Origin of the sequence: Streptomyces sp. NPDC046866, from assembly GCF_040704625.1 — a bacterium.
Classification (GTDB): Bacteria; Actinomycetota; Actinomycetes; order Streptomycetales; family Streptomycetaceae; genus Streptomyces.
The window spans coordinates 145,140-171,784 of the sequence record NZ_JBEYXN010000019.1 but is presented as its reverse complement, the minus strand read 5'-3'; the positions used below and the strand labels follow the sequence as shown (position 1 = coordinate 171,784).

The window sequence follows — 26,645 nt, the reverse complement described above, 5'->3', positions numbered from 1 at the left end:
ACTGGAAGACCAACCCCGCCACCCAGATCAAGTGGGGTCTGGACTACATGAACTCCCGCTACGGCTCCCCGGTCGCCGCCTGGAACTTCTGGCAGGCCCACCACTGGTACTAAACCGCCGGTGAGACGAACCCGCTGAGCCCCACAGCGATGCGAAGGCCCCGGTGGCCGGCCTCCCCAGGCCGGCCACCGGGGCCTTCGGCGTTGCGCGGTGCTCCATGCCCTGCGGAGGGGGCCGGTGCACAGACGGGATGAATCGGCCTCGCCGTCGTGGGGAATCCACTCGCCATGACCGACAGCGCCAAGGCCGCAGACACCGCACAGGGCCATGACGAGTCCACCCGCCGCTACTACGAGACCGGTGACGTCGACGCCTTCTACGACGCCGTCTGGGGCGGAGAAGACATCCACATCGGTGTGTACGCCCACCCGCGGGAGGCCATCGCCGAGGCCTCGCACCGCACGGTGGAGCAGGCCGCCGACCTGGTCGCGGACCTGCTGGGCCCGGACGCCACGGTCCTCGACCTCGGTTCCGGGTACGGCGGCTCGGCCCGGGCGCTCGCCGAGCGCTTCGGCTGCCGCGTGGTGGCCCTGGACCTCAGCGAGGCCCACAACCGGCGCCACCGCGCGGCCAACGCCCGACGGGGGCTGGACCACCTGATCGAGGTCGAAACCGGCTCCCTGCACCACCTGCCGTATGCGGCGGAGCGCTTCGACGTCGTGTGGTCGCTGGAAGTCCTGTGCCACGTGACGGACCGCAGCCGCGCCCTGGCCGAAGCGGTGCGCGTCCTCAAGCCCGGCGGCGCCCTGGTGTTCTCGGACATCATGGCTGCCGAGACGACCCCGGCCGAGGCCCTGAGGCCTGCGCTGTCCCGTTTGGGCGTGGAGACCCTGGCCACACCCGCGTTCTACCTGGAGCAGCTGTCCGGCCTGGGCATGAAGGCCGACTTCGCGGACCTCACCCCCCACGTCGCCACCCACTACGCACGCCTCGACGAAGAGGTACGCCACCGCGCCGGCGAACTGCGCAGCACCATCAGCCCGGCCTACCTCGACGACCTGCTGGCCAACCTGCCCCTGTGGGCGGACGCCACCCGTCGGCACCTGCTGCGCTGGGGCCTGTTCCACGCCCGCCGCACCCGGCCGGCTGCTGCCGGCTGATCCCGACGACCCGGTACGGGCAGGAGCGTGTCCCGGCGGCCCGGTCGTCCCCCCTCTCGGCGTGTGCGCGTACTTCCCGGTGGGGAATGGCGCACGCTTCCTCGACGCGCTCAGCCTCGCGCGCCGCCCTGCGCGCGGAGGAACCCGGCCGACAGGAGGAAGCATGAGCCCAGGCGAGACGGGCGACACGGGCGACACGGGCACGGACAGGCCCCCGGCTCCCGCGCGGGCTGCCCGACCCGGACCGCGCACCCGTCCCCTGTACGAGTTCGCCCTGACCGCGATGCTGATGTTCAGCGTGGTCACGGCTGTCCGCTGGGTGCTCGACCCGTCCTCCCCGCTCGCCACCGCCCACCTCCACCTGGCCCTGGTCCTGGTGGGTGCCGTGGCCGGCACCCTCGTCTTCGGACTGATCCGCTCCCCGTGGGGGCGGCGTTCCGGGGCGCACATGAACCCCGCGGTCACGTTCGCGCTGTGGCTGCTGCGTGCCTTCCCCGGCCGGGGCGTGGCGGTGTACGCCGCCGCACAGCTGGGCGGGTCGGTCGCCGGGACGGTCCTGGCCCGCCTGGCCTGGGGGCCGGCGGTCGCCCGGGTCGGCTACGGGGCGGTGGCCGCGGCGCCGTCGTGGAACGGCTGGGCCGTCTTCGCCGCCGAGGCCGGTTGCCTGCTCGTGATCACCCTGGTGGTCGGGTTCTTCCTCGTGCACCCGGCCCGCGGCCGATGGCTGCCCTGCGCCCTCGGACTGCTCGTCTGGGCGATCGTGGCCGTTCTGGGCCCCTTCAGCGGCGGCGCCGCGAACCCGGCCCGCCAGTTCGGTCCGGCACTGGTGTCCGGATCCACCGCCACGCTGTGGATCTACCTGGCGGCGCCACTGGTCGGCGCCGTCCTGGGCGCCGCCGCCCACCGCCTCCTCCTGCGGGACCGGCCGTTGGCCCGCCGAGCCCGCCGAGCCCGCCGAACCCGCTCCTCCGGGCGCCCGACCTGAGGCAGCGGTGCGGTCAGCCGGGGGTGCGGGCGGCCGCCGGTCCCGGTCCGGCCGGGGCCAGGACGGCGGAAGCGACGTGCTCGCGGAACCAGCGGTGCCCGGGGTCGGCCGCGTTGCGGGGGTGCCACGCCATCCCGAGGTCCAGGGGTTCCAGGTCGAGGGGGATGGGGAACGTCCGCAGGCCCAGGGCCGAGACGGTGTCGGGGAGCCAGCCGGCCAGGCTGAGGGCGACGAAGTCGGTGTCCCGGGCGAGCATCATGGCGCTGGTGTGGCTGGGTACGACGACGGCGGTCCGGCGGCGCAAGCCGAGGTCGGCGAGGGCGTTGTCGATGGGGCCGAGGCGTTTGCCGAGTCGGGAGATGCCGATGTGGTCGGCCGCGGCGAAGCGGCGGGCGTCGATCGGCCCGTCGAAGAGGGGGTGCCCGCTGCGGGCGATGCCGACCAGCGGCATCCGGGTGAGGGGCCGGGTCCGGATCTCCGGGTCGAGGTGTCCCAGAACGCCCAGTTCGACGTCCACCCAGCCCTGCCGCAGCCCCGGTCCGCCCTCCAGCGCCTCCGGCAGGAAGACGACGTCCACCTGCGGGGCCTCCGCGCGGATCCGCTCCGTCAGGCTCCCGGCCACGGCCACCAGGAGCAGGTCGGTGGCCTGCACCGTGAACGTCCGCTGGAGGTGCGCGGCGTCGAACCCGGCACCGGGCCGCAGCACGCTGTCGCAGCTGCGCAGCAACGCGCCGACCTCCTCCCGGAGTTCCACGGCGCGCGGGGTCGGGACCAGCCCCTGGCCGGCCCGGACGAGCAGCGGATCGCCGACGGTGCGGCGCAGCCGGGCCAGGGTCCGGCTGACCGCCGCGGGCGAGGTGCCCAGGCGCTCCGCGGCGCGGGTCACGCTGTTCTCCTGGAGCAGGGCGTCCAGCACGCGCAGCAGGTTGAGATCCATGGAGCCACTCTCCTGAACTGCATTCTTCCACTTGGGGCAATGATTGAGTGTCAATCTTTGCATTGTTGTCGCCCCCACCGGAACCGGAGAGTGGAGACGCCCGCGAGAAGACGCGCGGCATTCCCGCTTCGCCCCGCTGAAGGAGCCGCTGTGCAGCAGTCCCCCCGTACCGGTCGAGAGGGCGACGTACTCGCCGTCGTCAGTCAGAGCGGACCGACGGTCTCGTTCTTCGACGCCGCCTCCGACCGCCACCTCGGCGACGTACAGGTCCCCGCCGAGCCGCACGAGCTGTGCTACGACCCGACGCAGCGGCTGCTGTGGTGCACGCTGACCTACCACTCGGGCTACTACCACGCGAACGGCGGCCGACGCACCGAGCTGGCCGTCATCGACCCCGACAGCCGCCGCATCGTCGAGGTCGTCGACCTCGCCCCGGAACACGGGCCGCACGGGCTGGCGCTGGACACGGCGCGCGGGCGGCTCTACGTCAGCGTGGAAGGCGCCCAGGACCGGCCCGGCGGCGTCGTCGTGATCGACACGGGGACCCGCCGGCCCCTGGGCAGGATCGACACGGACGCCCCCGGCCCGCACTGGTTCGCGATCGACCCGGCGGGGCGGACGGGCTACGCCACCAACAAGGAAGCGCCGTTCGTGTCCGTCGTGGACCTCGAACGGGGCGTCCTCACCGCGAAGGTCGAGGTCCCGGGCAGCGAGGGGCTCGCCGTCTCCGCGGACGGCACGCACGCCTTCGTCGCCGCGCCGTACGGCAACTTCTCCGCCGGCGCCGAGGAGCGGCCGGCCCCCGGCATCCGCGTCATCGACCCCCGGACGGCCTCCGTCGTCGACACCCTGCCGACGCAGAACGTCATCCTGCCGGTGCACCTGACGTCCACGGGCAGGCTGCTGGCGGGCGAGTTGCGCATGACGGCCGCCCCGGGGGCGCAGCTCGGACGCCACGCACCGGGCCGCCTCACCGTGTTCTGCGCCGACACCCGCAAGCACCTGGGCGAGGTCGAGGTCGGCCTCTTCCCGCTGACCATCACCTCCTCTCCGGACGGGCGACTCGGCTACGTGGCCTGCGTCGTCTCCTCCACCGTCGACGTCGTCGACCTCGAGACGCTGGAGCGCCTGGCCCGGCTGGACGTCGCCAAGCTCGGCGAACCCGGCGCCCACGGCCTGGCGTACGTCCCGCGCCCCGCCTGACTGCCTGACCGCCTCCGGCACACGTGCTGAGCGGGTGACGGCCGTTCGACGTGGCCACCGGTGACCGGGCGGCCCCGGCAGCCGCCCGGTAGCGTGGGCCGGCAGGAGGGCCGGGCCGCACCGCCGGGCCGGATCGAAGGACGGAACGCGCATGCCCTGCCGCGACCCCGGTGGCGCCGAGCCGCGCGAGCCAGGACCGGGCCGCAGCGCGAGCGGAACGCCGCGGAGCCGATGGCGCGGCCCGATCGGCACCGGGCCGGCCACCGGCCTCATCCTGGCCGTGCTCGTCGCCGCCAACCTGGCCGCGCACCGGTGGCCCGGCCCGTTCGGCCTGGTCACGGCCGTCGTCGTCAGTGCCCTGCTGCTCGCCGTGCTCCGCTGGGCCGGCGGTACGTGGGCCGACGCGGGCCTGGCGCGCGGCACACTCGCCCGGGGCGCCTGTTGGGCACTGGCCCTGATCGGCCTGGTCGCCGCCGTCTACCTGATCGGCGCCCTGCTGCCGGCCGGCAGGACCCTGTTCGAGGACCGGCGGTACGCGGGGATGGGCAGCGGCGAACTGGCGCTGCGCGTCCTCGTCCTGGTCCCGGTCGGCACCGTCCTGGTCGAGGAGCTCGCCTTCCGCGGCGTGCTCTACGGCGTGGTGTGCCGCGCCCGCGGGGCGGCGTGGGCGACGGCCGTGTCGAGCCTGCTGTTCGGCCTGTGGCACGTCCTGCCGTCCCTGGGCCTGGCCACCGCGAAACCGGCGCTGGGCGCCGTCTTCGGCGCCTCCGGGACCGGAGCCGTCCTCGTGGTGCTGTCGGCCGTGCTGTTCACGGCGGCGGCCGGCGTGCTGTTCTGCGAACTGCGGCGCCGCAGCGGCAGTCTGCTCGCTCCCATGGGCCTGCACTGGGCGGTCAACGCCTTCGGCTACCTGGTCGGCTTCCTGCTGCGCTGACCGTGTGATCGCCCTGCCGGCCCGCGCGCCCCGTCCGGGGCGACGGCTCAGGGCTCCGGCCGGATGATGTGGCGCAGCCGGTCCAGGTCCTGCGCGGTGAAGCCCTCCGGCCGCATGACGGCGTTCCAGCCGTCGACGTACGCGGCCTTGTACGTGTGACCGTGGCCGTCGGGCACACCCGTGGAGAACGGCAGGTCGGCCGTGACCTGCCAGAAGGTCACGAAGGGCATCCAGACCATCTCCTCCAGCACGTCGTCGCCGGGGGCCTGGCCGATCCAGTCCGGTTCGGAGAGGGCCAGCCCCGGACTCCACCAGACGATCGGGTCCGAGGGGTGCATCAGGTAGAGCACCCGCGTGCCGTCCCACGGGCGGTCCGCCGGAGGAATGCCGCCGGCCGGGTCGTCGGTGAACCGCACGGTCCGCCCGCCCTTGTACACGGGCTCGATCTCGGGACTGCCCGGGTCGCGCTGGTCGCTGAACTCCCGGAACAGGGTGTTGAAGTTGGGCGGCCCGGCGAACAGGGTGCCGGCGGTGCGGTTGCGCAGGTCGTACTCCCCGCTGAAGGCCGTCTCACCGCCGAACGACCCCAGGCTCTCGCCCGCGACGAACAGCCGCGGCCGCTGCTCCTGCGGAAGCTTGGACCAGACGTCGTAGACCGCGTCGAAGAGTTCACGGCCGGCTTGGCGCGCCTTGGACTGGTCGACGAGATAGGACAGCCACGACGGCAGGTACGAGTACTGCATCGCCACGGTGGCCGAGTCGCCGCTGCTCAGGTACTCGAAGGAGTCCACGGCGGCCGGATCGACCCAGCCGCTTCCCGTGGTGGTCATCACGAGCAGGTTCTCGCGCTCGAAACCGCCCGCCCTGCGCAGGTCGGCGACGGCCCGCTCCGCCCGGCCCTCGGCGTCCCCGGCGGTCTCCAGCCCGGCGTAGGCCCGGACCGGCTCCTGCGCCGGGCGGTGGGTGAACGCGCCGATCTCCGCCGCCGTCGGCCCGCTGCCGGCGAAGGCCCGCCCCTGCAGGCCGAGCGTGTCCCACGGCACGAGGGAACCGGGGCCGCCGGAGCGCAGCGTCGACGTCGGCCGGCTGATGCCCTCCGGCGTCTGCGTGTCGCGCAGGGAGAACGCCTCGTTGGCCGCGCTCACGAAGCCGCTCAGCAGTACCCCGCTGAACACCGACCACGCCAGCCCCACCACCGCGAGCCAGCCGACCACCCGCGCGGCTCGCGGACCGATCCACCGCCCGAGCAGCCGGGCGGCCCAGTGGTACAGGCGGCGCAGCCCGCGACCGGACATCAACAGGACCCAGAAGACGAGAGCGGCGACGAACGGGGAGGCGACGGTGGCGAGCGCGCTGTAGTCGGTGACCCCCATGAGCTCGCGGATGCGGTGCTGCCAGTACTGCCCGAGCCCGAACGCCAGCCCGAACAACACGATCGCGCAGACCAGCAGCACGAGCCAGGACCTGCGCGAGGCGCTCCGCGCGTCGCGCGCGGCGAACGCGCGCCACACGAAGGCGGCCAGCACGCCGAGCCCGTACCCGATGGCCGCGCTGATGCCGCAGACCAGGCCTTGCAGCACGCCCCCGCGGGGGAGCAGCGAGGGAGTGAACGACAGGCACGCCAAGGCGAGCGCGCCCCAGCACCCCGGCAGCGTGGCGCGGAAGAGGCGCCGGAACCGGCGGCTGCCGGAGGACGGCTCCGGGCCCCCGTCGTCCCGGCTCGGCGCAGGCTCCTCCGACGCAGTGGGCGGAGTGGGCGGGGCGGGCGGGGTCGGCGGGGTGGGCGGAGACGACGGCGCCGCCGGCGGATCCTGGGTCATGGCTGTCCTTTCGGGGCAATCGTCCCAAGCTCCGGCCGCCCCTGCCATCCGGACCGGCGACCCTGAGCGAAGCCCCCGTCCGTCAGTCAGCACGGGGCCGGCGACCGCGGGGCTGCTCGTCCCGACGCACCGCCCCCGCGGATCAACGGTCTTCGGTGTCGGCCGGGGCCCACTGCGCCCCGGTGCGCCGGCGGTAGGCCTCGACGGCGGCCTCCACGGTCGGGAAGAAATGCCGGGGATCGATGGTGCGGGTGAGCTCGTACCGCTCGATCTTCCGCCGGACGGGGTCCTTCAGCTCGGCGAACACGAGGTGGACGCGGTCCGCGTTGAGCGTCTCGTCGAGCTCCTCCAGGACGTCGGCGGCGGTGGTGTCCACGTCCGTCATGGGCTCCGCCGCGACCACGATCCAGTTCGGCCGCGGGTCCGCCTCGGCCAGCCGCCTGATCGCGTCGCGGAACGTCCTCGCGTTGGCGAAGAAGAGCGGGGCGTCGAACCGGTAGATCACCAGCCCCGGCAGCCGCTCGGCCTCCGGGTAGGAGCGGACGTCGTGGTAGCCCTCCAGCCCCCGCACCCGCCCCAGCACGGTGTGGTACGGCCACCAGGCGCGCCGGAAGACGTTGAGCACGGACAGCGCCACGGCGATGGCGATCCCCGTCAGCACGCCGAGCAGCGCCACGCCGACGAAGGCCACGCAGCACAACAGGAAGTCCGTCCGCCTCTGTCGCCACAGCCGTACGGCCCCGGAGACGTCGGCCAGGGACAGCGACGCGGTGATGACCACGGCGGCGAGCGCGGGCTGGGGCAGATTGCGGAACAAGCCCGGAGCGAACACGAGCATCAGCACGATCAGAGCCGCCCCGACGACCCCGGTGAGCTGGCTGCGGGCCCCCGCCCGCTCCGCCACCGCCGTACGGGATCCGCTCGTGCTGACCGGGAAGCCCTGGAAGAGACCGGCCGCCAGGTTGGCCGCCCCGATGCCCGCCATCTCCTGGTTGCCGCGGACCTCCTGCCCGGTGCGCGCGGCGAAGGCCGAGGCGTTGGAGATCGTGTCCGCCAGGGACACCAGGGCGATGCCCACCGCACCGCCGAAGAGCAGCGCCAGGTCCCCGAGCCGCGCCTGGGGGATCGTGAACGGAGGGAAGCCCGCGGGCAGCTCCCCGACCAAGGCCACTCCGTGGGCGCCCAGGTCGAGGACGGCGGTCGCACCGATGGCCAGGACCACCATCACGAGCACCGCGGGCACCTGGGGCACGAAGCGCTGCACCGCCAGCACGACGACGATCCCGCCGACACCGACCGCGGCGGCGGCCGGTACCGCCGCCCCGTCGGCCAGGGCCCGTACGAAGCCGACGCATTCGCCGATCAGGTGGTCCGCCTCGACCTTGAAGCCCAGCAGCTTGGGCAGCTGACCGATGAGGATCGTCAGGGCCAGCCCGTTCATGTAGCCGATCCTCGTCGGCTTGGAGATCAGGTCGGCGATGAAGCCGAGCTTCGCCACCGATGCCAGGATCATGATCGTCGCCACCATCAGCGCGAGCACCGACGCCAGTGCCACGGCCCGGTCCGGATCCCCGCCGGCCGCCACCAGGGGCAGCACGGTGGCGGCGATCATCGGCCCCAGCGAGGAGTCGGGGCCCAACACCAGGACCCGGGACGGCCCGCACACCGCATAACCGACCAGACAGAGGACCGTCGTGTAGAGGCCGGTGATGGCCGGCAGCCCCGCCAACTCCGCGTACGCCATGCCCTGGGGCACCAGCAGCGTGGTCAGCACCACGCCCGCGACCAGGTCCTTGACCAGCCACTCCCGCCGGTACGACGACGCCGCGCGGATGCCCGGAACGGCCCGCAACCGGGAGAGGAGACCGCGGCCCTCCCGCCCGCTCGTCACGGGACGTCCCCGGCCGCCGCCCTTCCCGAGTGCACGGCGCTGCCTGCCGCCGGTACGGCGCGCCGGTGTGCCCGGATCTTCTTGCGTTCGAGCACGGAGGCTCCCGCCATGCAGGTGAGGGGGTGGGAGGTGAGGGGTTCGACCCGTCATCCTGGTCCGTGCGTTCGGGGGCGGCCGCTGCACACGCCCGCGCCGGCCGCGTACATCACCCGGCCGGTGGCCACCCGATGCGGCCGCCAGCCGGGCGGACGAGCCGGCGCCGTACGAGCGCGGTGCTCGGAGCATGGCCGGGCCCCGGCCGAGGGGGAGTCGGCCGGGGCCCGGCTGGTAGGGCGCGGCGGGTGCCGCGCGGTCTAGGGGCGGAAGGTGTCCTTGACGTCTTCCTTCGCGTGCCGGGCGTTGCCCTTCGCCTGCTCGGCGCGGCCTTCGGCGGTCAACCGCTCGTTGCCCACCGCCCGCCCGAGCGCTTCCTTCGCCTTGCCCTTGGCCTGTTCGGCGCGGGCCTTGCCCTTCTCCGTACCCGACATCGGGGACCTCCTCGTGACGTACCGGATTGGTCGTAACCCCTCACGTGCTCCCTTTCGCCGCGCGCAAACATCGCGTCCCGAAAGCCCGCCTCCGCGACGCCGGCCGGCGCGGGGTGCGGTGCCCTGCGCCCTCAGGGGGCCGCGGCCGCGTTCAGCTCCGCGACGATCGACGCGGGGGTGTGGCCGCTGCCGTCGGACAGGCGGTGGAAGTCGACGGAGACGAAGTTGGGAGCGCGGCCGCCGGTCGCGGTCCTGCACTGCCCGGCGATGCGGTTCCTGAGCTTGGCGCCGTTGTCGAGGGCCGCCGTGAGAACCGTGGGCACGTTGCGGTGGTGGCTCATCGTGAACAGCCGCCGGAATCCGGGTTCCTGCCGGTCCAGGGGCACGTCGGGCCAGCGGGTGACGCACGCGAGGTCGTCGCCCAGGTCGCCGAGGCTCCAGTAGTTGCTCACCGTCCAGGACCTGTCGTACATGACGCCCAGGTGCTCGCGGTCCGACCGGTCGGAGAAGAGCAGCAGGCGCTTGCCGGCGGTGACGAGGTCGGCCACCTTCGGCCAGCCCTTCTGCCGTACGCCCCAGTCGTCGGGCCGGAACAGCAGCTCGTCGAGGCCGCGGACCCTGCCGAGGGACTGCCGGAGCTGCTCGGCGCTGACGTAGTCCTCCAGGAAGACGGTCACCACCTCCTGCGGGTGGGTGGCGAGGAAGTCCACCACGGTCTGCATGGTGCCGTGGAGGGACTGCCTCGGCAGTGCGTACGTGGCTCCGGCGAAGGCCTTGCAGTCGCCGTGGCACAGGTACACGTCGCTGGGGTAGCAGTCGCTGCCGAAGCTGATGACGCAGAGCCAGGTGCTGCGCTCGTACCAGTGCGTGTCCAGGCTGAGGCCGCGCACCCCGTTGTCGAGCTGGGCGCGCACCGACTCGGACTGGTTGACCGAACTCCAGCGGGAGTCCTCGTAGTTGGTGAAGGCGTTGTGGGTGGTGAGGAACGAGACCTCGTCGAGGCGCCGATCACCCCAGCGGGCGGCGGCGGGGGAGGGCTGCGGAGGTGTGGCTGCCGAGGCGTTCGGTGCGCCGAGGAGGGCCAGCAGGAAGAGGCACACCAGGAGGCGGAGGCCGGTTCTTCGCGCGGATGAGGTGCCGGGGCGCCCGAAGGCCGCCCCTCCGGATGTCGCGTCCATGCCAAACATGGCGGGGAGGGTAGCGCGCCCCGCGACGACGCGCCTCTCCTCGGACGGCATCGGCCGAATCCCGCCCCCGGGCGGTCGAGAACGGGACGCCGCGCCACCCGCCCCACCGGCCCCGTCCCGGCCCTCACCGTCGCCGACCACCGGTGCCGCTCTCTGCCGGCTCCGGTGACGCGCCCGGGACTTCGCGCGGCCCGACCGGAGTCGGATACTCTCTCCCGGTCGGCTTCGGGGCGTAGGCGGGTTTTGAACTGCCTGATGGGGGACGGTTTTTCATGAGCGGCACACATCCGGCCGAGCTCTTCCGACCACTCGGGCAGGACGACCCGGCCGCGGTGGGCGGCTACCGCCTGGCCGCCGTGCTCGGCGCGGGCGGCATGGGCAAGGTGTACCTCTCCTACACCCCCGGCGGGCGCCCCGTGGCCCTGAAGGTGATCCGGCCCGAGTTCAGCGAGGACCCCGAGTTCCGGCGGCGCTTCCAGCAGGAAGTACGCGCCGCGCAGCGCGTGCAGGGCCTGTACACCGCGCCCGTCATCGACTTCGACACCGAGGGCGCGCAGCCCTGGCTGGCCACCGCCTACGTACCGGGCCCCTCCCTCGCGCACGCCGTGGCCCGGCACGGCGGGCTGCCGCTGCGCAGCGTCCTGCTGCTGACCATCGGCGTCGCCGAGGCGCTGCACGTCATCCACGGCGCGGGCATCGTCCACCGCGACCTGAAGCCGGCGAACGTGCTCCTCGCCTCCGACGGCCCCCGCGTGATCGACTTCGGCATCGCCCGCGCGGCGGATGCCACCTCCCTGACCAGTAGCGGTGTCAGCGTGGGCACGCCCGCGTTCATGGCGCCCGAGCAGGCCTCCGCCGGGGCGGTCACCACTGCCACCGACATCTTCGCCCTCGGCCAGATCATCGCCTTCGCGGCGATCGGCGCACCCGCCTACGGCGACGGGAACTCGCACGCGATCCTGTACCGCATCGTGCACGAGGACCCGGACCTCAGCGCGCTGCCCGCCGAGCTGCGGCCCCTGGTGACCCGCTGCCTGAGCCGCGACCCCGCCGGCCGGCCCACCCTCACCGAGGTCATCGAGATGTGCCACGCCCTCTCGCCCGCGCCGCTGCGCCAGGGCGAGGACTGGCTCCCGCAGGCCGTCGCCGGCTCCATCACCGAACGGCTCCAGCTGCCCGAACCGGCCGCTACCCCGCCGCCGCAGCCGACCGCCGGCCCCACCCCGACCGAGCTCTCCGCCCCGCCGCAGCCGGCCACCGCCCCTGCCGCGGCGCCGGCGCCCGCCGCGTACCCCCTGCAGCCCCCGGCACCGGCCTACGCGCCGACGCAGAGCGCCCCGGCCGCCCCGGCGACGGCCCCGGCCTACCCGACGCCGCCGCCCGGCTACTCCACACCCCCGCCCGGCTACGCGGCCCCCGGCCATCCCGCGCCGCCGCCGCTCCACCACCCCGGCTACCCGCCCGCCGCCCCCCGGAGCCGCCGACCCAAGGGGCTGGTCATCGCCGGGGCGATCGCCGTCGCGGTCATCGGCGTAGCGGTCGTCGGGTCCCTGCTCCCGGACGGCTCCGCCAAGACCGGCAAGGACACCGGCAGTGGCGGCAGCACCAGCAGCGGCACCAACAGCGGCGCGGGTGCGGCCGCCGGGAACTCCCCGAACCAGAAGCGGCCCGACCCCGCTCCGGCCTCCTACCAGGGCATCAACATCACGGCCAATTACCAGGTCATGCTGGCCGACAACCCGCCCCGCCCCACCTCGGGCGGCAGCAGCGGCGTCTTGTACAACCACGGGGACTTCTACTACTACGTCGACAGCCTTTTCGGAGACAAGCAAGTCGGCACGGCCAACGGCAAGCTGGTCGTGCTGAACAACGCGCAGAAGGGCTCCCTGGAGACCTGCCGGGGGGAAACCCGCTACACCGAGAAGATCAAGCTCGACCAGCTCACCGACGGCTCCGAGATCTGCGTGCTCAGCGACGCGGGACACATCGCCGTGGTGACGTACCGCGGCAAGTCGGACGCGAAGGACGCCAGCAACTACATCACGGTGGACCTCACCGTATGGCGCAACGCCGAGGATCCGAAGAAGCACTGACCCCCCGCTCCCGGCCCGTACGCCCCGTCCGTGCGTGAGGCGCTCTCACGTCCCGGACGGCGCACCGCTGCCATGGCGCTGCCGATGGCGGTGTTTGCGCATGGACACCTGGGAGCCGCAGCCGGTGCTGCAGTACAGCCCTCCTCCATTGCGGGTGCGGTCGAGGAAACCGAAATGGCACGGGGGGTTCCGGCACGCCTTGATGCGCCCCCAGTCGCTGCTCTGGGTCAACGTCGTCACCGCAGCGAGCACGGTTCCGAACACGCGCGGCACCCCCGTCTGCGGGGAGGCCAGCTCCACACCGCCGGCCGTGACCACCGTCGCCAGCGGGTAGAGCGAACCCACCCGTCGTAGGTGCCGCTCGGCGCGCAGCAGCGCCTCCCCCTGGCCTTCCTCGTCACCCGAGTGCGCGAGCAGCACGGTCACCAGGGCGTCGCGCAGCTCGCGCGCGACCGCGGCGTCGGCGTCGGTCACGACGGCTTCGCCGCCGAACTCGTCGCGCCCCGCCAGCCACGCCGCGAACGAGTCCCCGTCCCCGAACAGCTCTTGGCGCCCGGATCCGTCGGCGCGCGTGTTCACGAACGCGAGAACGGTCTCCACCGTCGGCGTGACGGTGCGCGGGATGGGCTTGGGGGATCCGGATACCGCACTGCTCATGGAGCCATCCTACCTCAGCGTGAGCGGAGCTAAGTCACCTAGGGGGCAACACCACGAGGTGGCTGGCTTGACCAGTTGCGAGCTAACGGCTTACGGTCGCAACATGAATGGAACAAGCAACCACCCGACCCACCTCCGCACATGGCTGATCACGGGCGCCACGTCCGGCATCGGCCGCGAACTGACGCTCCAGGCACTGGAAAGCGGCGACACCGTCGCGGCCCTCGCCCGCGACACCTCATCCCTGGACGAACTGGCGCAGGCGCACGGTGAGCGCCTGCTTCCCCTCCAGGCGGACGTACGCGACGAGCGAGCCGTCCGGGGTGCGGTGGACGCCGCGCTCGCACGGTTCGGCCGTATCGACGTCGTGGCCAACAACGCGGGATACGGGCTCTTCGGAGCCGTCGAGGAAGCATCCGACGCGCAGGCCCGCGCCGTGTTCGACACCAATGTCTTCGGAGTGCTCAACGTGCTCCGCGCAACGCTGCCGGTGCTCCGCGCCCAGCGGTCCGGGCACATCCTCCAGGGCTCGTCGGTCTACGGGCAGTCCGCCCACCCCGGCGTGGGTCTGCTGGCCGCCACCAAGTACGCGGTCGAGGGGCTGTCGGACGCGCTCGCGGCCGAGGTCGCACCGCTGGGCATCAAGGTCACGATCATCCAGCCCGGGATGACCGCGACCCCCTTCCTCGCCCATCTCGATGTCGCAGCCGGCCTGGGCGACTACGACCAGACCGTCCGCGAGGTCCAGAAGGGCATCGCAGAGCTGCCGGCGTCCGCGTTCTCCGCCGCGGCGCGGATCGCCGCCGGCATGCGGACCGTGGTCGACAGCCCCAACCCCCCGCTGCGCCTGGCCCTCGGCACCGCCAGCGCGACGGGCATGCGTCCCGCCTTGGAGGCGCGGATCGCGGATCTGGACAACTGGCAGCGTGTGACCGACGCCGTCGACGGCTAGCAGGGCCACGCATCACGCCGGGACGCGGTCAGGGCGGAGGCGGCCCGGCCCGTCACCGCCCGGCCGTGACCAGTCGGTCCGGGTCGAAGCCGCGGCGGACGGCTTCGACCCGGACCTCCGTACCGGCGGCGTGCGGGTCAGCAGGTGCCGGAGGAGGCGGGTCCGCCGATGGTGAGCGCCGCCGGAGCCGAGCAGCAGCCGCCCTGCTCGGCGGTTCCCGGCTCGTCGAAGAGGCCTGCTCCTCCGCAGACTCCGGTCTCGGGCAGGGTCAGTTCGACGCGCTCGGCGGCCTGCTCGTCCCCGGCCAGGTGGGCGGCGACGGAGCGGACCTGCTCGTAGCCGGTCATGGCGAGGAACGTCGGGGCGCGGCCGTAGGACTTCATGCCGACGAGGTAGACGTCCCTCTCGGGATGGGACAGTTCGCCGGCGCCGTGGGGGTGGACGGTGCCGCAGGAGTGCTGGTTGGGGTCGATCAGCGGGGCGAGCGCGGTCGGGGCCTGGAGGCGCTCGTCCAGGCCGAGCCGGAGTTCGCCGAGGAAGGCCAGGTCGGGGCGCAGTCCGGTCAGGACGATGACTTCGTCGACCGCCTCCAGCCGGCGCCCGTCCTCGGCGGCGAGGATCAGGCGGCCCTCGCCGTCGCGTTCGAAGGCGTCGGTGCGGAAGCCGGTCACCGCGTCGGCGAACCCGTCGTCCACGGCGGCCTTCGCGGCCAGCCCCAGGGCGCCGCGGGCGGGCAGCTGGTCGGCCTCGCCGCCGCCGAAGGTGGAGCCCGAGATCCCGCGCCGCAGGATCCAGGTGGCGCGGGTGCCGGTGCCGTCGTCGGACCCGGCGAGGTCGGCGAGGGAGGCGAGCGCGGTGAACGCGGAGGCGCCGGAGCCGATGACGGCGGTGCGCCGGCCGGCGTACCGGGCCCGGACGGCCGGGTCCTTGAGGTCGGGGATCCGGTAGGAGATCCGGTCGGCCGCGGCCTTCTCGCCGAGCGCGGGCAGGCCGCTGCCGCCGGCCGGGCCGGGGGTGGACCAGGTGCCCGAGGCGTCGATGACGGCGCGGGCGTGGATCCGCTCCTCGGTGCCGCCGGGGCCGGTGTAGTGGACGACGAACGGCTGGGCGTCGCGGTCCGCGTCGACGATGCGGTCGCGGCCGCTACGGGAGACGCCGGTGACGGCGGCGTTGTAGCGGACCCTCTCGCCCAGGACGTCGGCCAGCGGCTGGAGGTAGAGGCCGGCCCAGTCGGCGCCGGAGGGGTAGGCGGCCCCGTCGGGCCGGACCCAGCCGGTGGGCGCGAGGAGCTTTTCGGCGGCCGGGTCGACCACCTCGGACCAGGGGGAGAACAGCCGCACGTGCGACCACTCCCGTACGGCCGTCGCGGCGGTGGGCCCGGCTTCCAGGACCACGGGGCGGAGGTCCCGCTCGAGGAGCCGCGCGGCGGCCGCCAGGCCGACGGGCCCGGCGCCGATCACCACGACGGGCAGGGCTTCGGTGGATGCGTTCACTGCGGGGCTCCCATTGATTCGATAACTGTCTATGTCCTGCTCCCACCCTGGCACCGCACATCGACGTTCGTCAACATAGACATCCGTCGAAGTTCGGGCGATGATGGGGGCATGACCACGAAGGTGTTGCCGCTGGTGGAGCCCGAGACCGGGGCGCCGTGCTGCCCGCCCCTGTCGGAGCGGCCGTTGACGGCTGAGGAGGCGGAGCGGACCGCGGTCATGTTCAAGGCGCTGGGCGACCCGGTGCGGCTGCGCCTGTTCTCCCTGGTGGCTTCGCACGAGGGCGGGGAGGCGTGCGTGTGCGACATCTCCGACGTCGGCGTCTCGCAGCCCACGGTCTCCCACCACCTGAAGAAGCTCCGCGAGGCCGGGCTGCTGTCCGCGGAGCGGCGCGGCACGTGGGTGTACTACCGGGTCGAGCCGTCCGTGCTCGCCGCCATGGGCCGGCTCCTCACCCGCGCGGCCGGCGCATGACCCTTGTGATCACCGCGTTGACGCAGGCGCACGCGGACGAGGTCCTGGCGATCTACCAGGCGGGGATCGACGAGGGCAACGCCACCTTTGAGACGGCCGCCCCCGCCTGGGCCGCGTTCGACGCGGCCAAGCTGCCCGGCCACCGCTTCGTCGCGCTCGGCGACCACGGCCGGGTGCTGGGCTGGGTCGCGGCGAGCGCGGTCTCCGACCGGTGCGCGTACGCGGGCGTGGTCGAGCACTCCGTGTACGTCCACCCCGGCGCCCGCGGCCGCGGCATCGCCCGAGCCCTCTTGGATGCGCTGATCGCTTCCACGGAGGCGGCGGGGATCTGGACGATCCAGTGCGGGATCTTCCCCGAGAACACCGCCAGTCTCGCCGTGCACGCGCGGGCCGGGTTCCGGATCATCGGCACCCGCGAGCGGATCGGCCGCCACCACGGAATCTGGCGGGACGTCATCCTCCTGGAACGCCGCAGCCCCGTCCTGACGTAGGACGCTCGCTCCGCGTCGGTCCGCGCCCCGGGGGCTTGGGCCCGGGGGCTTGGGGCCGGGCCGCCGGATCCGAGGCTCGCAGGTGTCGAGGAGTACCGGCCGGCGGACCGGTGGCATTTCCCGAAGCTGCGGCCCGGCCATGGCGGGAGAGCCGGTGACCGGCAAGGATGCCGTGACGCGTACGGAACCGAGCCCCGCCCGCCTCCGCCCGCCCCGCACGGCGCCCGTGGTGTTCGCTGAAGGTGCGGCGATCGGTGTTCCGGGCGGGATGATCGGGCTGGGTGGTGCGGAGTTCCGCCTGCCGCTGCTGATGGGCCTGTTCGGGTTCGCCGCGCTCTCGGCGGTGATCCTGAACAAGGCGATGAGCCTGGTCGTGGTCCTGGTCGCGCTCCCCGCCCGGCTGGCGGCGGTCCCGGCCGCCGAGTCGGCCTCCCGCTGGCCCGTCGCGGCCGACCTCTTGGCCGGCAGCCTGCTCGGCGCGTGGGCCGGAGCCTCCTGGGCCGTCCGGATGCGCTCCGCCACCCCCTGCCGACCATGCTGGTCGCCTTCGCCCGCTACAGCCGCGACGGCAGTTTCGCTGGTTTTCCGCGCACAAGCCGGCCCGCCGCGACTGACGTGACGCCACCGGCGGCCGTTGTACTCGCGGCGGCCGGGAGCCGGCAGGAAAGCGCCGTCCCGGCGGACTGCGCAGACGCCGTGCCCCGCGTCATGCCGCGGGCTGGTGCCCCCCGTCGGCCTTGCCGCGCATGAAGATGACCGCCACCAGCGCCAGGCCCACCGCGGCGCCGATGACCTGCATGGCGATGAAGCCGGGCACCGAGGCCGGGGCGATGCCCGCGAAGGTGTCCGTGAACGTGCGGCCGATGGTGACGGCGGGGTTGGCGAAGGAGGTGGAAGAGGTGAACCAGTACGCGGCACCGATGTAGGAGGCGACCGCGACGGGCGCGAACCGCAGCCGGTCCGACTTCGCCAGGCCGAAGACCAGCAGGATCAGGCCCGCGGTGGCGACGACCTCGCCGAGGAGCAGGTTCCCGGCCGATCGGTCGTGCTGCGACCACCTCACCAGCGGCTCACCGAACATCGCGTCGGCCAGGACCGCGCCCGCGATGGCGCCGGCGATCTGCGCGGGCACGTAGACCGCCGCCTCGCGGGCGTTGACCCCGGCGCCGCCGCGGCGGGCGGTCCACCACTCGGCGAGGGTGACTGCCGGGTTGAAGTGGGCCCCGGAGACCGGGCCGAGGAGAGCGATCAGGACGCCGAGGCCGAAGACGGTGGCGGTGGAGTTCGCCAGCAGCTGCAGCGCGACGTCGTCGGTGAGCTCCGTGGCCTGGATGCCCGAGCCGACCACGATCGCGACCAGCGCGGCGGTGCCGACCAGCTCGGCGGCCGCACGGGCGGTCAGCGGGCTGCGGGGCGGGGTCGCGCCGGGCGCGGACTGCGGCGACGTGTCCGCGGGGGCTGCGGCGTCGCTCGCGGCGGGCTCGGTGGCGGTCAAGGCGGGTTCTCCTCGGCAGGTGGGGCAGGGCCGACAAGCCCTCGGGTGGCTACGGGCAGGACCGCTTGAGGTTCGCCTCGGCGGTGGCGCGCGCGGTCCGGGCGAGGCCGGCGAACTGACCGGCGAGGGCTTCGATCACGTCCGGGCGCAGGCGGTAGTAGATGAACCTCCCGCACGGCTCCGTCTCCACGACCCCCGCTTCGCGCAGCACCTTCATGTGGTTGGACAGGTTCGTCTGCTTCGCGCCCGTCTCCTCGACCAGGTGCGTGGTGCACAGCGTCTCCCGTGCGAGCAGAGTCACGATCTTGAGCCTGAGCGGGTCGGCCAGGACCCGGATCAGATCAGCGTCGACTGACGTCATCATCCGCTGATACTGTCACATCATCCAGGACTGATACCAGCCTGGACTGAACCCTGAACCCTGAACCCTGCACTCTGCCGCAAGCCGATGCGGCACAGCCCGCCCGCCAGTGAAGGAACGAACGATGTCCACCACCCCACTCGCGTCCGTGCTGTTCGTCTGCATCCACAACGCCGGCCGCTCCCAGATGGCCGCCGGCTTCCTGCGCCACTACGCGGGCGACCGCGTCGAGGTCCGCTCCGCCGGATCCGTGCCCGGGGACCGGATCAACCCCTCCGCCGTGGCCGCCATGGCCGAACTCGGCATCGACATCTCCGACCAGAAGCCCAAGGTCCTCACCCCCGAGGCCGCCCAGGCGTCGGACTACATCATCACCATGGGCTGCGGCGACGCCTGCCCGTACTTCCCCGGCAAGACCTACCTCGACTGGCAGCTCGAAGACCCGGCCGGCCGGGGCGTCGAAGCCGTCCGCCCCATCCGCGACGAGATCAAGGGCCTCATCGAAGGCCTGGTCGCCGAGATCGACGCGAAGGAACACGCCTGACCGTCGCAGCCGAGGCAGGCCCCACCCGGCCCCGCCCCCGCCGTCCCGGTATGAACCGAATTCCCCGATCAGCTCTTGCGGGTCAACGGTTGCCCCGCGAAGCTCACCCCTGCCAGGCCATGGGCCATGAGGTTGCGAATGTTGCCGTGGTCGGTGTCGTTCGGCGTGGCCAGCACACCGCGGTAGTGCTCTCCGAACGCCAGCAGCGCCTCCTCGTCGCTCAGCCCTTCCAGCAGGGCCAGTCCCAGCGTCTTGCAGGAGCCTTCGTTCTCGCCTGCGGCGTTCTCCAGTTCTCCGTTGCGGAACGCCTGCGGCTGGTACTCGTAATGCGCGGCGACGAAGGCCAAGGTGTCGGCGAACTCGTGCTCACCCGACGCAAGGCTCGCCCGCAGCGAATCCAGATCGGTCATGTCGGTCCTCCCGGGTTGAACAGACGGCCGATCGCCGTCCGTGACGGACGACAGTACCGCCCTTGAGGTCGGCCGGTCCGAACGCGCCACATGTCGGAACGAGCAGCATCTCCGCAGGCCAGAATGCGTGCGGACCCTGTGTACTGCGAACCCGGGAGCGTACCCTTCGGCTTCTCGCCGCATGGAAGTGTTCGGTGGCGAAAGCGGGTAGGGCTTCCCGGCCGTGCAGCGACGAGCGTGCGGCATCAGGGGACCGTCGGGGGAGGAACTGTGGCGTTCTTGGATCAGCTGTCCGCTCTGGTGGGTGTCGTGGTCGGTTCCATCGGCTCGTATGCCGTGCAGAGCCTGACCGAGCGCCGGCGGTGGAAGCGGCAGCGGGAGGAACGGTGGGACGAGAAGCGCTTCGAGACGTACGGCCGGTACGCCAGTGCCCTCAAGGCGCAACTCCGCGTCGCCCAACGCATAGGCGCCGCCCTGGGGTTCGCGGACGTCGCCGATCCGTTGGAGCCGGCCGACGGTCTGCCGCTGCTTGCCGAGGCGGAGTCCCGCCGCGCGACGGAGTGGGAGTCCGTCCTGCTCGTCGGGGACGCGGCGGCGATCGCGGCGGCGCGGCGCTGGCACGAGACGATCTGGACCATAGAGCTGCTGGTCCGTGAGGGGCCGGTCGACGCCGAGATGTGGACCAAGGCGCATCGGCTGGCGAGCTCGGCGCGTGATGCCTTCTACGAGAGCGCACGGCGTGACCTCGGTATCGAGGGAGACCCTCCGCCGTCCGGCGAGTGGCCGCGGCAGTGGCGCGCCGAACTCTCCGGATAGGGGGACCGTCCGGAGCGCCGTTCGGGGGAACGGCGGGTGTCGCGGAGAAGGGTCCGCGGGCCCGGCTCGTACGTTCGGCTGGCATGACGTACGTATCGAACGACCGCGCATCCGGCTCCACCCGCCGCACCGCGCTCGCAGGGCTCCTCGGCGGGGCGGGGGCCGTGCTGGCCGCTGGGTGCACCGCGACGGGCGCGATGCCCCGCAATGCGCCCACTGCCGGTGGCACGGCGTCGGCCTCCGCCCCGGCGGGCGGCCCCACGCCGGGGGTGATGACGCTCTTCAAGGACCCGGGTTTCAACTTCAGCGGGCTCCTCGCGCTCGGTGCGTCCGGTTACGGCGCCGGTGAGGTGGGCGAGGTGCTCACCGCCGCGAACACGATCAACAAGGCCGGCCTCTCCGCACAGACGTACACCGAGACCTTCAAGAAACTCGGCGACCAGCTGATGGCGGCGCCCCAGGGCGGCAAGGCCGGGACGCAGACCACACGCTTCCGTGCCCTGCGGGCCGCTCAGTATTACGCCCAGGCGCTGTTCTTCGTCCTGGGCTCCGACGACCCGGGCACCGAGGAGCAGTTGTACAAGGCCGGGCGCGGCGCCTGGGACACGTTCTGCAAGCTGTGCGACCCGGCACCGGTGACGGCGAAGGTGCCGTACGGGAAGACCCCGCTGCCGGTGTGGTTCTTCCGGCCGGATGAGTCCGGTGAGCGGCGCCCCACCGTGCTCCTCACGAACGGCAGCGACGGCCAGAACGTCGACATGTGGACCTACGGCGTCTCCGCTGCCCTGGAGCGCGGCTGGAACGCACTGGTGTACGAGGGGCCCGGTCAGGGGCAGCTCCTCTTCGTGGACCAGGTGGTCTTCACGCCGCGTTGGGAGACCGTGGTCTCGCCGATCGTCGACTGGCTGGCCGCCCGCTCGGACGTGGACACCCGCAGGATCGCCCTGACCGGGCTCAGCATGGCCGGGGACCTGGCCCCCCGGGCCGCGGCCTTCGAGAACAGGATCGCCGCGCTGGTGGCGATGCCCGGCGTGCTCGCGCCCTGGCTGGGCTTTCCCGCGGAGATCCGCAAGATCCTCACCCCGGACAAGGAGGCGACCAACCGCATCTGGAACGACGAGGTGGTTCCGGAACTGCCTCCGTCCGCTGCCGAGACGATGAAGAAGCGTTTCGAGCCGTTCTCCGTGCCTGCGATGCTCGACGCCCGCAAGGGAAAGATGTTCACCGACTTCTACACTCCGGCCAAGATCATCGAGTCGCTGGACATCACGAGCGTGGTCGGCCGCATCAAGATGCCCACTCTGGTCCTCGACTACGACGACGAGCAGTTCTATCCCGGCCAGCCGCGCCAGATGTACGACAGGCTGAAGGCCCCCAAGGACTACGTCAAGCTCACCGCGGCCACCGGCGCGCAGTTGCACTGCTCCCCGATGGCGCCGCAGCAGCACTGCGAGGTCGTCTTCGACTGGTTGCAGGAGAAGCTGTCAGCCGGCTGACCCGAAGCCCGCGGCGGCGCCCGGGAATTCGGCGGCGGCGATCCGAGGGAACCGCCGCCGGGCGCGGCGCCTCACTCCAGGGCAGGACCGGCTTCCGCGGCCACGGGCTCGGCCGCGGCCAGCGCGAACGAGTGGCCCGCGGGGTCGCTGAGGCGGCGCACCGGGCGGGGGCCGTCCTCGGTGGCGGTGCCGAGGGGTCGGGCGCCCAGGGACACCGCTTCCCGTTCGGCCTCGTCGAGGTCGGCGGCGGCCACGCGGATCAGCAGGTGCGCCTGCTGGGAGTCCTCCGGCCGGGGCCAACTCGGCGGCGCGAAGCCGAGGTCGCGGCGGAAGGCGAGCCGGATCCCGGCCGCGGCCGCCACCTCCACCTCGTCAGCGGTGGGGCCGGGCCGGACCTCTCCGTCGAGCAGGTCGGCGTAGAACCGCGCCAGCGTCTCGGGCTCGGCGCAGTCGAGGGCGAGTACGGGTGTCTTCTGCACGCTCATGGGCCGCGTGTACCCGCGTCGTCCGTCCGCACACCGAATACCCCGCCCGGCAAGGGGATCGTCCGGTTCCCGCGGTATCGGCGCCGGGTGCGCCGTGAACGGCCGTCCGGTGCACCGCAGGGCGGCGAGCCCTGGCCGCCGACCGCCGCCGACCGGTCAGAACATGGTGTTGTCGTTCGCGGACGTCGGCGGGACGACCTGCAGGACGTCCCAGTGCTCGACGATCCTGCCGTCGCCGTCGAAGCGGAAGATGTCGATGCCCGCGTATTCCTCCTCCGGCCACGTCTGGTGGCAGTGCAGGACGACGTGGTCGCCCTCCGCGAACACCCGCTTGAACGCGACGTGCTTGCCGGGGTACTCGGCGGCCATGCGCTCGAAGTAGTCGACGAACGCCTCCTTGCCGTCGCCGACGTGCGGATTGTGCTGGACGTAGGTGTCGCCCGCGTACCGCTCGATGGCCTCGCGCGGACGGCACTGGTTGAACATGAGGTCGTAGAACGCCTGGGCGGTGGCCTTGTTCCTCTCCGGATCGCTCATGGGCCCACCGTACGGCCCACGCCCGCCCTCCGGCGCGAAGCGCCACATCGGCCCTGTCCCGAACCGGCGAGGCCGGCCGGAACCGGTCACGGCCGGGGCGTCGGGGTCCGGCGGCGGCCCAGGAGGTCGGCCAGTCCCTGGCGCGTGGCGGCCATCAGGACGCGGTCCTGAGCGGTGAGGACACGCCCCGGGTCCAGGCCCCACACGAAGCCGCCGACGGCAGCGGCGTCGTCCGGGGACCGCACACCGGGAACCGCCGCGTCCAGGGCGATGACGCGCCAGGCGCCGGGCCGGAAGGACTGCCCGACGGTGCGGCCCTCCAGCTCCGGCAGACCCGCCACCTCCACTGCGGCGATCAGCAGGACACAGCGCTCGACGGGGATGGCACCGAGGATCTGCCGTCCCATCATCGCCCCGGCGAAGGCGGGAGCCGCCAGGTGGGTGACGCTGCGGCTGCGGGTGAGCGCCGCGGGATGGGCGGTGGCCAGGGTGCGGTCGACGGCCGCCGCGAAGTCGTCGTCGTCCAGGCGCAGCACGACGCGCAGGTCCGACTTGACGGTGCGGGCGTGCAGTACGGCCTCCAGGTTGGTGCTGTCGGAGCTGGTCAGGGCCAGCAGGGCGCGCGCCCGGTGGATACGCGCTGCCTCGAGCACGCCCTCCTGGGTGACGTCGCCCATCACCACCGGAACGTGCAGGCGCCGGGCGAGTGCCAGCCCCCGCGCCAGCGGGTCCTCCTCCAGGCATACGACCGGCACGCCCAGCTCCCGCAGCCGGGCCAGCACGCGGGTGCCGATCTTCCCCAGCCCCACCAGTACGACGTGCCCCGAGAGGTTGCCCGGCGGCCGCCGCAGCCCCGCGACCGTGCGGAACGCGCCCAGCGCCTCCAGCACGGCGGCCACGAGCACCGGCAGCAGCAGCATGCCCACGAACCCGCCGAGGACCTGCAGGAGTTGCCGTACGGCGGGCTCGCGCACCGCCGGGTCGTTGAAGGCGAAGACGTCGAGGAACGTCACGTACGCGGCGTGGTACGGGGAGTCGCCCGTCGTCAGCCACGAGGCCAGCCCGAGTCCGCCCACGGCTGCCGCCACCGCGCCCAACGACCAGGTCAGGCGGGGGGAGAACACGGAGCCCAGCGAGCCCACCAGGGCCGCCGCCCCCAGCAGCGGAGAGGCGAAGTAGCGCCGGCCCGCAGGGGCCACGGCCTCCAGCGCGATGACGGTGCGCCCGTCGGCACGGGCGGTCTCGCGGTCGTCCGGAAGGAGCCTCGGACCCCGCTCCCCGCCCCGGTCGCGGTCCCGTTCGTGAGCGCACCCGGAGGTGTCGCCGCCCTCCGGCTGCTCCGCGTCCGCCGACAGCACGGCCAGGGTGCACAGGGTGGAGGCGGGCGGGGCCCCGCGCCGCCGGGGTGGGCGTTCCACTGCCCTCAGCAGCAGTCCGTCGGCCTGGACCACCTTGCTGGTGCCGGCGACGGCGGTGGCCGCGAAGGCGGGGGCGGCCGTGTCGGCATCCGACAGGACGGTGGTGGACGCGTCCACGTCCAGCAGGCGCATGGACGGGTCCGCCACCGCCGCCGCCTGGTCCAGCAGTTCGGCCAGGTGCAGGCCGAGCTTGCGGTTGTACAGGCGGATCACCAGGCGCAGGCGGGGGTTGAGGCGCCGCGCCACCAGGGCGGCCTGCACGTTGCGGTCGTCGTCCTCGTACACCAGCGACAGCGCGGGCGCGCCACCGACTCCTGCGGCTGCCAGGACCGCTTCGTCCGGTTCGGACGCCTCCAGGATCCGCAGTTCGCGCACCGCCGGCCGTTCCGCCCCCGGGCCGGACTCCCACTGCCTGGGCAGCGGTACGCGGGCCAGCAGCCCGAGTCCCGGCCCGCGGGCGCGACGGGGCGCGAGCACCCGTTCGGCGTCGCGGGCCACGGGCACGACCAGGGTGACGTGTTCGCCGTACACGTCGAGGAGTTCCGCGGTGAGCCGGTGGGCGAGTCCGTCGTCTCCGCAGACGACCATCCGGCCGACCGGCTCCGCGGACGGCGGGATCGAGGAGTGACGCGAGGGCCGCACCACGGGAGCATGCCTCGTCGGACGGGCGTGCACGCCTGGGAGCCGACGTACGGCAGGGGCCCGAGGTGCAGGAAGGGCGGGAGAGGCGCTCGCCCGCGGACCGTGCGCGCCGTCGGCGGCACCGGCGCGCGCCGCGGCGGGTCAGACCCGCCCGGTGGGCTCCAGTGCCAGCCCGTGCGGACGGGGCGCCTCTGCGGCGACGGGCTCGGCGACGGGGCCGGCCGGGATCGGCGCGCGGCCGAGGAGTGCCTCGGCCTCCTCGAGGATCCGGCGGGCGGCGTGCAGCCGTTCCAGCAGTTCCCGCTCACCCGCTGCGGGAGGCGCCGCAGGCACGGCCACCGCCCCGGGGGAGCCGGAGGGGGCGGACGCCTTCGCGCGGGCCGCGGCCTCCTCGATCTCCCGCGCCTCCTCCAGTGAGTTGAGGACGACCCCGATGAGGACGTTGACCAGGACGAAGGAGGCCAGCAGCACGTACGAGGCGTAGAAGAGGATCGACCACGGCGAGGCGGCCAGACCCGCGTGCACGGCGTCGCCCAGCCCCTCCAGCGTCATCAGCAGGAACAGCGTGAGCCCGGCGCGGCCCAGGGACCCGTAGTGGGCGGGGTCGCTGCCGGCGAAGCACATCCAGCCGAGCATGGCGTACACGTAGAGGATCAGCGCGCCGACGACGAGGAAGCTGAAGGTGCCCGGAAGGCTGCGGCCGATCGCGATGAGCAGGATGCGCAGTTGCGGCAGGAAGCGGGCGGTGCGCAGTACACGGGCGAGGCGCAGGAGGCGCAGGAGGGTGGTGTTCTCGCGCAGCAGCGGGACGAACGCCGCTGCGACGACGAGCAGGTCGAAGCAGTTCCACGGGTCGCGGAAGAAGGAGCGCGGCCGGTCGGCGCAGGCGCCCAGCCGCAGCAGCATCTCCACGGTGAACGCGGCGAGGAAGAAGCGTTCCGCCGCGTCGAGCACCCCGGCGTGCCGCTCGACGAGGCCGCCGTAGGTCTCCACCCCGAGGAGCGCCGCATTGCCGACGATCATCGTGAAGACGCCGAGCGAGAAGGCCGGCGCTTCCGTGACCGTGCGGCAGCGCCGCGCGATGCCCACCCGCGCCCGTCGGACCCTTGCTGACTGCCTCATGTGTGCTCTTCCTGCTCCTCGGTCTCGTCCCGGCACCGCGCCGCACGGGCGGCCTTCCGGCGGCGCCGCCCGAAGGCTGCCGGGTGGTTTCTCCGGCCCCCTAACCGCCGCCGGAACGCAGAGGTCGCGTTGACGGACCCCACACCACCCGATCGGGCACATGCGGCTCGCCGGCCCCAACGGCCACAGCGACCTCCTCAGGCGCCCCGCCCCCGGGAGCCCTCGGGCAGCCCTTCGGTGCGCGAGCCCCGGCCGCAACCGCCGGTGTGCTCGGTGACGGTAGGCGGTGGTCGCGGTCCCGATGAAGGACCGGATCAGCGGGTTGCTGTCGTCCGTGCACCGTCCACCTGGGCGGCATAGAGCGCCGGACCGCACTCGACGCCGGTCTCGCCGCAACCGCGGCCGCGACCATCCCCGGCCGTCCGGCTGTGAACGGGCACGGCCTTCGACCAGGCCGGTGTCGGCACCGACATGCGGTGTCGGTGATCCGTCGGCGGCTGCCGGTTCGATGTCGG

Annotated in this window: 26 protein-coding genes and 1 pseudogene; 13 read left to right on the top strand and 14 right to left on the bottom strand. The window is 73.2% G+C overall.

Annotated features, from left to right (window positions below):
• The 3 genes and pseudogenes from AB0953_RS25505 to AB0953_RS25495 all read left to right on the top strand — a co-directional run.
• Nucleotides 1-113, top strand: a pseudogene (locus tag AB0953_RS25505) (lytic transglycosylase domain-containing protein); the annotation flags it as partial.
• A 174-nt stretch (nucleotides 114-287) separates the two neighbouring features.
• A complete protein-coding gene (locus AB0953_RS25500) occupies nucleotides 288-1,160 on the top strand; it encodes a methyltransferase domain-containing protein (protein ID WP_366861889.1) in 873 nt (290 codons plus the stop codon).
• Nucleotides 1,161-1,323: 163 nt separating this feature from the next.
• A complete protein-coding gene (locus AB0953_RS25495) occupies nucleotides 1,324-2,145 on the top strand; it encodes an aquaporin (RefSeq protein WP_366861888.1) in 822 nt (273 codons plus the stop codon).
• 13 nt (nucleotides 2,146-2,158) lie between these two features.
• Here AB0953_RS25495 and AB0953_RS25490 read toward each other — a convergent pair whose 3' ends face one another.
• Nucleotides 2,159-3,082, bottom strand: coding sequence for a LysR family transcriptional regulator (locus tag AB0953_RS25490; protein WP_366861887.1), 924 nt, complete (start codon nucleotides 3,080-3,082; stop codon nucleotides 2,159-2,161).
• 150 nt (nucleotides 3,083-3,232) lie between these two features.
• Between AB0953_RS25490 and AB0953_RS25485 the strand changes: the two genes are divergently transcribed.
• Both AB0953_RS25485 and AB0953_RS25480 read left to right on the top strand, forming a co-directional pair.
• A complete protein-coding gene (locus AB0953_RS25485; RefSeq protein WP_366861886.1) occupies nucleotides 3,233-4,285 on the top strand; it encodes a YncE family protein in 1,053 nt (350 codons plus the stop codon).
• Between the two features lie 151 nt (nucleotides 4,286-4,436).
• On the top strand, nucleotides 4,437-5,219 hold the full coding sequence (locus tag AB0953_RS25480) for a CPBP family intramembrane glutamic endopeptidase (RefSeq protein WP_366861885.1): 783 nt from the start codon (nucleotides 4,437-4,439) through the stop codon (nucleotides 5,217-5,219).
• A gap of 47 nt (nucleotides 5,220-5,266) precedes the next feature.
• On the opposite strand, the gene AB0953_RS25475 is transcribed toward AB0953_RS25480, so the two are convergent.
• From AB0953_RS25475 to AB0953_RS25460, 4 genes are all read right to left on the bottom strand, one after another.
• Nucleotides 5,267-7,039: an alpha/beta-hydrolase family protein gene (locus AB0953_RS25475; protein ID WP_366861884.1), complete on the bottom strand. Its 1,773-nt coding sequence runs from the start codon at nucleotides 7,037-7,039 to the stop codon at nucleotides 5,267-5,269.
• 142 nt (nucleotides 7,040-7,181) lie between these two features.
• Complete coding sequence (sulP, locus tag AB0953_RS25470) at nucleotides 7,182-8,930, bottom strand: sulfate permease (protein ID WP_366861883.1); 1,749 nt, start codon at nucleotides 8,928-8,930, stop codon at nucleotides 7,182-7,184.
• A gap of 353 nt (nucleotides 8,931-9,283) precedes the next feature.
• Entirely contained in the window at nucleotides 9,284-9,457 is a 174-nt protein-coding gene (locus AB0953_RS25465) for a CsbD family protein (protein ID WP_366861882.1), read from the bottom strand.
• A gap of 131 nt (nucleotides 9,458-9,588) precedes the next feature.
• Nucleotides 9,589-10,635, bottom strand: coding sequence for a PI-PLC domain-containing protein (locus tag AB0953_RS25460; protein ID WP_366861881.1), 1,047 nt, complete (start codon nucleotides 10,633-10,635; stop codon nucleotides 9,589-9,591).
• 281 nt (nucleotides 10,636-10,916) lie between these two features.
• Between AB0953_RS25460 and AB0953_RS25455 the strand changes: the two genes are divergently transcribed.
• Nucleotides 10,917-12,737 carry a serine/threonine-protein kinase gene (locus AB0953_RS25455; RefSeq protein WP_366861880.1) on the top strand — a complete coding sequence of 607 codons (1,821 nt, stop codon included), beginning with the start codon at nucleotides 10,917-10,919 and terminating at the stop codon, nucleotides 12,735-12,737.
• A gap of 45 nt (nucleotides 12,738-12,782) precedes the next feature.
• Here the strand turns inward: AB0953_RS25455 and AB0953_RS25450 are convergent, their stop codons facing one another.
• Nucleotides 12,783-13,394 (bottom strand): CGNR zinc finger domain-containing protein, encoded by a 612-nt coding sequence (locus tag AB0953_RS25450; RefSeq protein WP_366861879.1) that lies wholly within the window; start codon nucleotides 13,392-13,394, stop codon nucleotides 12,783-12,785.
• A 103-nt stretch (nucleotides 13,395-13,497) separates the two neighbouring features.
• On the opposite strand from AB0953_RS25450, the gene AB0953_RS25445 reads away from it, so the two are divergent.
• A complete protein-coding gene (locus AB0953_RS25445; RefSeq protein ID WP_366861878.1) occupies nucleotides 13,498-14,346 on the top strand; it encodes an SDR family NAD(P)-dependent oxidoreductase in 849 nt (282 codons plus the stop codon).
• A gap of 137 nt (nucleotides 14,347-14,483) precedes the next feature.
• Here the strand turns inward: AB0953_RS25445 and AB0953_RS25440 are convergent, their stop codons facing one another.
• Nucleotides 14,484-15,839 carry an FAD-dependent oxidoreductase gene (locus AB0953_RS25440; RefSeq protein WP_366861877.1) on the bottom strand — a complete coding sequence of 452 codons (1,356 nt, stop codon included), beginning with the start codon at nucleotides 15,837-15,839 and terminating at the stop codon, nucleotides 14,484-14,486.
• A gap of 111 nt (nucleotides 15,840-15,950) precedes the next feature.
• On the opposite strand from AB0953_RS25440, the gene AB0953_RS25435 reads away from it, so the two are divergent.
• From AB0953_RS25435 to AB0953_RS25425, 3 genes are all read left to right on the top strand, one after another.
• Nucleotides 15,951-16,313, top strand: coding sequence for a metalloregulator ArsR/SmtB family transcription factor (locus AB0953_RS25435; RefSeq protein WP_366861876.1), 363 nt, complete (start codon nucleotides 15,951-15,953; stop codon nucleotides 16,311-16,313).
• The gene (locus tag AB0953_RS25430; RefSeq protein WP_366861875.1) at nucleotides 16,310-16,804 is read left to right on the top strand and encodes an N-acetyltransferase family protein; all 495 of its coding nucleotides are present in this window, start codon (nucleotides 16,310-16,312) and stop codon (nucleotides 16,802-16,804) included. Before AB0953_RS25435 ends, AB0953_RS25430 begins: the two co-directional genes overlap by 4 nt.
• A 172-nt stretch (nucleotides 16,805-16,976) precedes the next feature.
• A complete protein-coding gene (locus tag AB0953_RS25425) occupies nucleotides 16,977-17,423 on the top strand; it encodes a sulfite exporter TauE/SafE family protein (protein ID WP_366861874.1) in 447 nt (148 codons plus the stop codon).
• Between the two features lie 87 nt (nucleotides 17,424-17,510).
• Here the strand turns inward: AB0953_RS25425 and AB0953_RS25420 are convergent, their stop codons facing one another.
• Nucleotides 17,511-18,299, bottom strand: a complete 789-nt coding sequence (locus AB0953_RS25420; protein ID WP_366861873.1) for an aquaporin — start codon at nucleotides 18,297-18,299, stop codon at nucleotides 17,511-17,513.
• Nucleotides 18,300-18,348: 49 nt separating this feature from the next.
• The gene (locus AB0953_RS25415) at nucleotides 18,349-18,663 is read right to left on the bottom strand and encodes a metalloregulator ArsR/SmtB family transcription factor (RefSeq protein WP_366861872.1); all 315 of its coding nucleotides are present in this window, start codon (nucleotides 18,661-18,663) and stop codon (nucleotides 18,349-18,351) included.
• Between the two features lie 121 nt (nucleotides 18,664-18,784).
• Between AB0953_RS25415 and AB0953_RS25410 the strand changes: the two genes are divergently transcribed.
• Nucleotides 18,785-19,204 carry an arsenate reductase ArsC gene (locus AB0953_RS25410; RefSeq protein WP_366861871.1) on the top strand — a complete coding sequence of 140 codons (420 nt, stop codon included), beginning with the start codon at nucleotides 18,785-18,787 and terminating at the stop codon, nucleotides 19,202-19,204.
• Between the two features lie 68 nt (nucleotides 19,205-19,272).
• Here AB0953_RS25410 and AB0953_RS25405 read toward each other — a convergent pair whose 3' ends face one another.
• Complete coding sequence (locus AB0953_RS25405) at nucleotides 19,273-19,614, bottom strand: HopJ type III effector protein (protein ID WP_366861870.1); 342 nt, start codon at nucleotides 19,612-19,614, stop codon at nucleotides 19,273-19,275.
• A 270-nt stretch (nucleotides 19,615-19,884) separates the two neighbouring features.
• On the opposite strand from AB0953_RS25405, the gene AB0953_RS25400 reads away from it, so the two are divergent.
• Nucleotides 19,885-20,430 (top strand): hypothetical protein, encoded by a 546-nt coding sequence (locus AB0953_RS25400; RefSeq protein WP_366861869.1) that lies wholly within the window; start codon nucleotides 19,885-19,887, stop codon nucleotides 20,428-20,430.
• Nucleotides 20,431-20,513: 83 nt separating this feature from the next.
• Complete coding sequence (locus AB0953_RS25395; RefSeq protein WP_366861868.1) at nucleotides 20,514-21,926, top strand: alpha/beta hydrolase; 1,413 nt, start codon at nucleotides 20,514-20,516, stop codon at nucleotides 21,924-21,926.
• A gap of 71 nt (nucleotides 21,927-21,997) precedes the next feature.
• Here AB0953_RS25395 and AB0953_RS25390 read toward each other — a convergent pair whose 3' ends face one another.
• The 4 genes from AB0953_RS25390 to AB0953_RS25375 all read right to left on the bottom strand — a co-directional run bounded on the left by AB0953_RS25390 (nucleotide 21,998) and on the right by AB0953_RS25375 (nucleotide 26,130).
• Nucleotides 21,998-22,411 carry a VOC family protein gene (locus AB0953_RS25390; protein WP_366861867.1) on the bottom strand — a complete coding sequence of 138 codons (414 nt, stop codon included), beginning with the start codon at nucleotides 22,409-22,411 and terminating at the stop codon, nucleotides 21,998-22,000.
• A gap of 156 nt (nucleotides 22,412-22,567) precedes the next feature.
• Entirely contained in the window at nucleotides 22,568-22,948 is a 381-nt protein-coding gene (locus AB0953_RS25385; RefSeq protein ID WP_366861866.1) for a nuclear transport factor 2 family protein, read from the bottom strand.
• Nucleotides 22,949-23,034: 86 nt separating this feature from the next.
• Nucleotides 23,035-24,954 carry an NAD(P)-binding protein gene (locus AB0953_RS25380; protein WP_366861899.1) on the bottom strand — a complete coding sequence of 640 codons (1,920 nt, stop codon included), beginning with the start codon at nucleotides 24,952-24,954 and terminating at the stop codon, nucleotides 23,035-23,037.
• A gap of 195 nt (nucleotides 24,955-25,149) precedes the next feature.
• Entirely contained in the window at nucleotides 25,150-26,130 is a 981-nt protein-coding gene (locus AB0953_RS25375) for an ion transporter (protein WP_366861865.1), read from the bottom strand.
• Nucleotides 26,131-26,645 lie beyond the last annotated feature (515 nt).